This window comes from Streptomyces boncukensis (assembly GCF_011045075.1).
Taxonomy (GTDB): Bacteria; Actinomycetota; Actinomycetes; order Streptomycetales; family Streptomycetaceae; genus Streptomyces; species Streptomyces boncukensis.
Genome location: NZ_JAAKZZ010000410.1, coordinates 1 through 6,868, shown reverse-complemented (window position 1 = coordinate 6,868; position 6,868 = coordinate 1). Strand labels below are relative to the sequence as shown.

The 6,868-nt window shown below is 75.4% G+C and carries 7 protein-coding genes; 3 read left to right on the top strand and 4 right to left on the bottom strand.

Features of this window, described 5'->3' with window-relative positions; translation table 11 throughout:
* Positions 1–379 precede the first annotated feature (379 nt).
* Positions 380–1,075 (top strand): response regulator, encoded by a 696-nt coding sequence (locus G5C65_RS28275; RefSeq protein ID WP_165301855.1) that lies wholly within the window; start codon positions 380–382, stop codon positions 1,073–1,075.
* Positions 1,076–1,211: 136 nt separating this feature from the next.
* On the opposite strand, the gene G5C65_RS28270 is transcribed toward G5C65_RS28275, so the two are convergent.
* The 4 genes from G5C65_RS28270 to G5C65_RS28255 all read right to left on the bottom strand — a co-directional run bounded on the left by G5C65_RS28270 (position 1,212) and on the right by G5C65_RS28255 (position 5,369).
* Entirely contained in the window at positions 1,212–2,921 is a 1,710-nt protein-coding gene (locus tag G5C65_RS28270) for a GAF domain-containing sensor histidine kinase (RefSeq protein WP_165301854.1), read from the bottom strand.
* Between the two features lie 94 nt (positions 2,922–3,015).
* Positions 3,016–3,471 carry a pyridoxamine 5'-phosphate oxidase family protein gene (locus G5C65_RS28265; protein ID WP_165301853.1) on the bottom strand — a complete coding sequence of 152 codons (456 nt, stop codon included), beginning with the start codon at positions 3,469–3,471 and terminating at the stop codon, positions 3,016–3,018.
* Between the two features lie 56 nt (positions 3,472–3,527).
* Positions 3,528–4,601, bottom strand: a complete 1,074-nt coding sequence (locus tag G5C65_RS28260; RefSeq protein WP_165301852.1) for a phosphatidylglycerol lysyltransferase domain-containing protein — start codon at positions 4,599–4,601, stop codon at positions 3,528–3,530.
* A gap of 99 nt (positions 4,602–4,700) precedes the next feature.
* Complete coding sequence (locus tag G5C65_RS28255) at positions 4,701–5,369, bottom strand: DedA family protein (protein ID WP_165301851.1); 669 nt, start codon at positions 5,367–5,369, stop codon at positions 4,701–4,703.
* A 174-nt stretch (positions 5,370–5,543) separates the two neighbouring features.
* On the opposite strand from G5C65_RS28255, the gene G5C65_RS28250 reads away from it, so the two are divergent.
* Complete coding sequence (locus tag G5C65_RS28250) at positions 5,544–5,780, top strand: helix-turn-helix domain-containing protein (RefSeq protein WP_165301850.1); 237 nt, start codon at positions 5,544–5,546, stop codon at positions 5,778–5,780.
* 128 nt (positions 5,781–5,908) lie between these two features.
* Positions 5,909–6,748: an SAM-dependent methyltransferase gene (locus G5C65_RS28245; protein WP_165301849.1), complete on the top strand. Its 840-nt coding sequence runs from the start codon at positions 5,909–5,911 to the stop codon at positions 6,746–6,748.
* Positions 6,749–6,868: the final 120 nt, after the last annotated feature.

Genomic DNA, 6,868 nt, shown 5'->3' with positions numbered 1-6,868 from the left:
ACCCCCGCGAGCCGGGCGGCGGCGGCCAGCCCGGCGATGCCGCCCCCCACCACCACGACGCGGGGCAGCGCCCCCTCACCCCCGGCTACGCTGCTGGCCGGGGACGGCGCGGTGGAGTATCGGACGGCGGACGCGCTCATACGGCATCTCCCTGGGCCACTGGACGGCTTGCTGACGGCTGTGCCAGTAGAGAAGGCGGCGGCGGCCGGACACCAGGGCCGAACGCCCCTGCCGGCGCGCCGACCGCCTCCCCGGCAGGTCCCGGTTGGGGCCGGACGGCCCTACCGGCCGGGGCGCGGCGGGAGGCATGATGCGACTCCCCGCAGCCGCGGGGACGGTCCCGGACGGACACGGACGGACACGGACGGAGTGAGCGGCGATGTCGGACGGTGCGCAGCCGGAGGCCCCGGCGCCAGTGCGGGTCTTCCTCCTCGACGACCACGAGGTGGTGCGGCGGGGCGTGCACGACCTGCTGGAGACAGAGCCCGATCTGACCGTGATCGGCGAGGCGGGCACCGCCGAGCAGGCCCTGGTGCGGGTGCCCGCGCTGCGTCCGCACGTCGCGGTGCTCGATGTGCGGCTGCCGGACGGCGACGGGGTGTCGGTGTGCCGGGAGCTGCGCTCCCGGATGCCGGAGCTGGCCTGTCTGATGCTCACGTCGTTCGACGACGAGGAGGCGCTGCTGGACGCGATCATGGCGGGCGCCTCGGGCTATGTGCTGAAGCAGATCAGCGGCACCGACCTCGTCACGGCGGTGCGCACGGTGGCCGCCGGCCAGTCCATGCTCGACCCGGGCGCCACGACGCGGCTGATGGCCCGGCTGCGCGGGGAGCGGGACGAGGAGGAGCAGCCCGCGCTGCTGCCCGAGCTGACCGGGCGCGAGCGGGAGATTCTGGCGCTGATCGGGGAGGGGCTGACGAACCGGCAGATCGGCAAGCGGCTCTATCTCGCGGAGAAGACCGTCAAGAACCACATCTCGCGGATGCTGGCGAAGCTGGGGGTCGAGCGGCGGGTGCAGGCCGCGGTCATCGCTACGCAGGCGTCGGCGGCGCAGTCGGGCCGGGCCCGCCCCTGACACCCCGCCGATCCGCGTCGGGGCTGCGCCCCGTCTGCCCCTTGCGGTGCGTCGCAGTCCGCAGGTCCGCGCCGGCTGGGCGCGCAGTTCCCCGCGCCCCTGACGGGGCAGCCGACTCTCCCGCATGAGCCCCGCGTCAGCGCAGGGGGGCCGACCAGACCAGGCGGGTGCCCCCGCCCTCCGGGCGGGCCAGCTCCAGCGCGCCGCCCAGCTCCTCGGCCCGCTCGGCAATGTTCCGCAGCCCGCTGCGCCGCCCCTCGGCCGGGATCCCGACGCCGTCGTCCTCCACGGTGAGCACGACCTCCCGCGCCGTCGCCCGCAGGCCCACCTCCACGCGGCTCGCACCCGCGTGCCGCGCCGTGTTGCTCAGCGCCTCCAGCAGCACCGCCAGCACATGGTCGGCGACCGACGGCGGTACGTCGGTGTCCAGCAGCCCCTCCATGCTCAGCCGGGGCGCGAAGCCCAGCGCCGGGTGCGCCTCGCCGACGGCTCGGGCGACCCGGGCCCGCAGGCTCTGCTCGGCCTCCTCGTCCCGGGCCCGCAGCCCGAAGATGGTCGAGCGGATGATCTTGATGGTCTCGTCCAGGTCCGCGACCGCCCGCTCCACCCGGTCGTTGGCGCTCGCGGGCTCGATGAGCCGCGCGGCGCTCTGCAGGGTCATCCCGGTGGCGAACAGCCGCTGGATCGCGAGGTCGTGCAGATCCCTGGCGATCCGGTCGCGGTCCTCCAGCAGCGTGAGCTGCTCGGCGTCCCGGCGGCGGTCGGCCAGCTCCAGGGCGAGCGCCGCCTGGTCGGCGAAGCCGAGCAGCGGCCCGATCTCCCCCTCCGTGAAGGCGTGGCTCCCCTCCGGCCTGGCCAGCAGCAGCACGCCGCCGATCCCGCCCGCCGCGCCCCCCAGCGGCACGGCGGCCGCGGGGCCCTGCCCGGCGAACCGGGGCGGCCCCGCGGTGAAGCGCGGATCGCCGGCCAGGTCGGTGGTGGTCGCGGGCGCGGCCGTCGCGCACGCGAGCCCCGACAGGGTGCCCTCGGCCGACACGGTCAGCCCCAGCCGCGCTGCGGCGTCTCCGCCGAGGGCGAGCTCGACGGTCAGCTGCCCGGTGCCGGCCAGCGGCACGGAGACGTCCGCGACCGTCGCGCCGGTGATCTCCCGCGCCCGCTCGGCGATGAGGCCGAGGACATCCAGCCGGGCGCTGCCCGAGAGCAGCGCCCGGGTGATCTCCGCGCTGGCCCGCAGCCAGCGCTGCTGCCGCTGGGCCTCCTCGTACAGCCGCGCGTTGTCGATGGCCACTCCCGCGGCCACGGCGAGGGTGGCGAGCACCGCCTCGTCCTCGGCGTCGAAGTCCGCGCCACCGCGCTTGTCGGTGAGGTACAGGTTGCCGAAGACCTGGTCGCGCACCCGCAGCGGGACCCCGAGGAAGGTGCGCATCGGCGGGTGGTGCTCCGGGAAGCCGTACGAGGAGGCGTGCGCGGAGAGCTCGGTCAGCCGCAGCGGCTCGGGGTGCTGGATCAGCTCGCCCAGCAGGCCCTTGCCGGTGGGGTACGGGCCGATGGCCGCGATCTCCTCGCCGGAGAGCCCGACGGTGTGGAACTGGGACAGGGTGCGGCCGTCCGGCCCGATCACCCCCAGCGCCGCGTACCGGGCGTCGACGAGCGCTGCGGCGGCCTCCACGATGCGGCGCAGCGCCTGGGTGAGGTCCAGCTCGCGCCCGACCGACAGCACGGCCTCCAGCAGGCTGTGCACCCGGTCGCGGGTGCCGCGGGCGGCCTCGACGCGCGCCTGCAGCTCCTCCAGCAGCTCGTCCAGCCGCAGTTGCGGAAGCCGGGACGCCGACTCCTGCCCGCCCATCACCCGTGACCTCCTGGTCCCGTCACCCGCCGATCCCGGCCGCCTGCCCGGTTCACGGTACCGGCCGCGCACGCGCAGCTGACCCCGCCGCACCTCACCCGTCCGGACGGAGGGAGGCGTCCGACAGCCGTACGCCGGTGACCAGGTCGGGGCGGATGCGTACGGCGAAGTCCATCGCCCGGTCCACCCAGGGGCGCAGCATCGCCCGGTAGCGCTCCAGCTCGTGCGGCTCGGTGACCAGGTGGGCGTAGCCGGTGGCCACGACGCTCCAGCCCAGATGGGTGCCGGGGTCGATGGCATCGGCCTCGTAGGCGACCACGACACCCGGGGCGCCGCCCTGCTGCGTATGCGAGGTCAGGGCCGCGCCCTCGTGGGTACGGATCACGATCTCGCCGCCGTCCAGGACGTGGTTGACCGCCCGGATCGCGGGGAGCGCGCCCTGGGTGAAGACGACCCTGCCGAAGGAGACGCTGCCCAGCAGCCGCAGGGCCTCGGCCCGGTCCAGGGCCTCCGAGCGGCGGGGACCGGTGCGGACGGACATTCCGAGCATTCCTTTCGCGTGGTCGGACCCGCACCTCCAGTGGACACGTGAGCGAACCCCCGCGGCTAGGGCCGACCGGCCCCCGCCGGGGGCCGCGGGCGCCGGGGCACGAGCTGATCCTCGGCGACCAGGATCGCCAGCCCGGCCCGGGGGAGCCGCAGCCGGCCCGGGGAGCACAGGAAGCGCGGCTCCCAGCACGGGTGGTATCTGGCGCCGGCCCGGTACAGCCCCTCGAACTGCCACCAGGGCGAGACCCCGGTGAGGGCGGTGCGCAGCAGCCGCGCGCCGGCGCCCTGCCGCGTACCGTCCATCACCGGGCGCAGCGGGGAGAAGGTCAGCGACAGCCGGCGGACGCCCAGCGCCGCCGCGCGGTCCGCGAGCGCGCTGACGAGGAACTCGTGCACGCCGTTGGGGCCGTGCGGGCTCCGGCGCATGAGGTCCAGGGAGAGCCCGTCGGCTCCCCACGGCACGAAGGCCAGCAGGGCGACGGGGCCACCGTGGCGGTCGAGCGCCTCGGCCAGCAGGCAGCGGCGGTCCTCGGCGCCGCCGAACCGCCCCAGGGCCATGGCGAAGCCCCGCTCCCGGGGGTACGGACGCCATCGCTCCGCCAGCACCGCCACATGCCGCCGCTCCTCCGCCGAGAGGTCGCCCACCCACCGGATCCGGGCCCGCAGACCGGCGCGGGTACACCGGTGCACCGCCTGCCGCACCGGGCGCATCCGGCGCCCGAGGAGCGTGAAGTCCTCCAGCGGCAGGACCGCCTCGTCCCCGATGTGGGTCCGGCGCAGCCCGGCCCCGGCGGCGTACGCGGCGGCGCCGCGCCGCCCGGCGCCGAAGGCGGCGGGGACCGCGCGGGCCCGCGCGGCCGCGTCCCGCCACGCGCCGGCGGCGGCGGCCCAGGATCCGGGCCTGCCCAGCGGGTCGGCCGCCGCGAGGAACACGCCGCACCGCCGGGTGAAGCTCACGGCGGCGTCCCGGCCCGGGGAGAAGCACACCAGCCGGTCGCGCCGGGTGGCGAAGTAGCCGAGCGAGTCCGCGGCGCCGAAGTCCGCCACCAGCTGCCGCACCGCGGCCGCCACCGCCGCGTGCGCCATGGGCAGCGGGGCGGACGGCCCGGCCCCGGCGGGGAGTTCCGGCATACGGGGTTCTGTTCCCCGTTCGTCCGCGAGTGCCCCGCGCGCCGTCCGGGGTCCCCCGATCGGAGCACGCGGTGTCCGGCACGGTCCGCAGCGGACGGCTCAGGACGTGCGGCGGTGCCGGGCCGCGGCGCGGTGGCCGCGCACCCGGAGGCCCGCGTAGGCCACGAGGGCGAGCGCGACCAGGGCCAGCACGGCCTTGGAGAGCACGCCGACATAGGTCTCGACCGCGTCCCACTGGTCGCCCAGCCAGTAGCCGGCCAGGACCAGCGCCGCGTTCCACCCGAGGCTGCCCAGCGTGGTCAGCGCCAGGAAGACCGGGAGGCGCATCCGCTCCACACCGGCCGGGATGGAGATCACGCTGCGGAAGATCGGCACCATCCGGCCCAGGAGCACCGCCTTCGTGCCGTGCCGCGCGAACCACTCCTCCGTACGCTCCAGATCGGAGACCTTCACCAGCGGCAGCCTGGCCCACAGCGCGTGCATGCGGTCGCGCCCGAACAGCACGCCGATCCCGTACAGGACCGCCGCTCCCACCACCGAGCCGAGCGTCGTCCAGAACAGCGCCGAGGCCAGGCTGAGCACGCCCTGGCCTGCCGCGAAGCCGGTCAGCGGCAGGATCACCTCGCTGGGCAGCGGCGGGAAGAGGTTCTCCAGCGCGATGGCGAGGCCGGCGCCCGGTCCGCCCAGCCGGTCGACGAGGTCCGCGGCCCAGCCCGCGACGCCGCCGGCCGGCTCCCCCTCGACTGCCAGGATCGTCAGGTTCTGCATGCGTGGTCTCCAAGTCTCCCCGCGGGCTTCCGGGTCCGGGGCATCTGCCCCGATGGCACGCTCACGCTAGAAACCGCAGTTCAGCGGCGGTATGTGGACGGCCACCCGGTTCGGTGCGGCTTTCCGCGGGCCGTACCCTGCGGAAAGCAGCGGGGGCCAACTAAGGTTGGCGGTATGGGAAGCGACCAGCTCACCGAGCTCGCCCGGCGCGCCGGGGACGACGATCCGGTCGCGGCGCTGACGGCCGTGGCCGAGATGCGCCGTGAGCTGGAGCGCCAGGAGGCGGTCCTGGTCCGGCGGGCCCGCGCGCAGGGCACGAGCTGGGCCCAGATCGCCGAGGCGCTCGGCGTCAGCAGGCAGGCCGTGCACAAGAAGCACGGCGGCAGGCGGCTGTTCCGCTCCGAGGACTGACCGCGGCGCCGCACACCCCCTCGGCCGTCCCGGACAGGACGCCTCCGGTTAGGCTGTCCGGACCTGGGCGGGCCATCTGCCCTGACAGCGCGGCGGGTTGCGGCCCGGAGCGGAGGGTTCGAGGAGACATGGCACATCCCGACGAGGCGACGGGCCGGCAGTACGAGTCCAGTGGGGCCGGGCTGCGCACCCACGAGGCCCATTCGGCGCGCATGTACGACTACCTTCTCGGCGGCAAGGACAACTATCCCGCGGACGAGAAGGCCGCGGAGGCGGCGGTGGCGGCCTTCCCGACGCTGCGTACCGCGGCCCGGGAGAACCGCGCCTTCCTGGGCCGCGCCGTGCGCTACGTGGTCGAGGAGACGGGCATCCGCCAGTTCCTCGACATCGGGTCCGGGCTGCCGACCGCCGACAACGTCCACCAGGTCGCCCAGCGCCACGCTCCCGACGCGCGCGTGGTGTACGTCGACAACGACCCCATCGTCCTGGCCCACGGGCACGCGCTGCTGTCCGCCGACGCGCGGACCACGGTCATCCCGGCCGACATCCGGGACCCGGACGCGATCCTCGCGCACCACGAGACGCAGGAGCTGATCGACTTCGCGGAGCCGGCGGCCGTGCTCGCGGTGGCGATCCTGCACTTCGTCTCGGACGAGGAGGACCCGGGCGCCATCGTCGGGCGGCTGCGCGAGGCCCTGGCTCCCGGCAGCGTGATCGTGCTGTCGCACGCGACGGCCGAGATCTCCCCCGAGACCGCGCTCGGCGTCCAGGCCGCGTACCGGGCCCAGAACGTGCCGCTCACCCTGCGCGACCGCGCGGACCTCGCCGAGCTGTTCGCGGGCTTCGAGATCGTCGAGCCGGGCATTCAGGTGGTCTCCGACTGGCGCTCGACCGTACCGGAGTCCGAGCGGCCGTCACATGCGGAGGTCTCCTGGTACGGCGGTATCGGCCGGCTGCCGCGCGACTAGGACTTGTCCGGTCGATCATGTGACTGCCTCGCGTCCGGGTCGTTGATGCGGACATGGGGCGGGGTGATCTGAGTGATGCCGAGTGGGAACGGCTGCGGCCGTTCCTGCCTGTCAGTAACA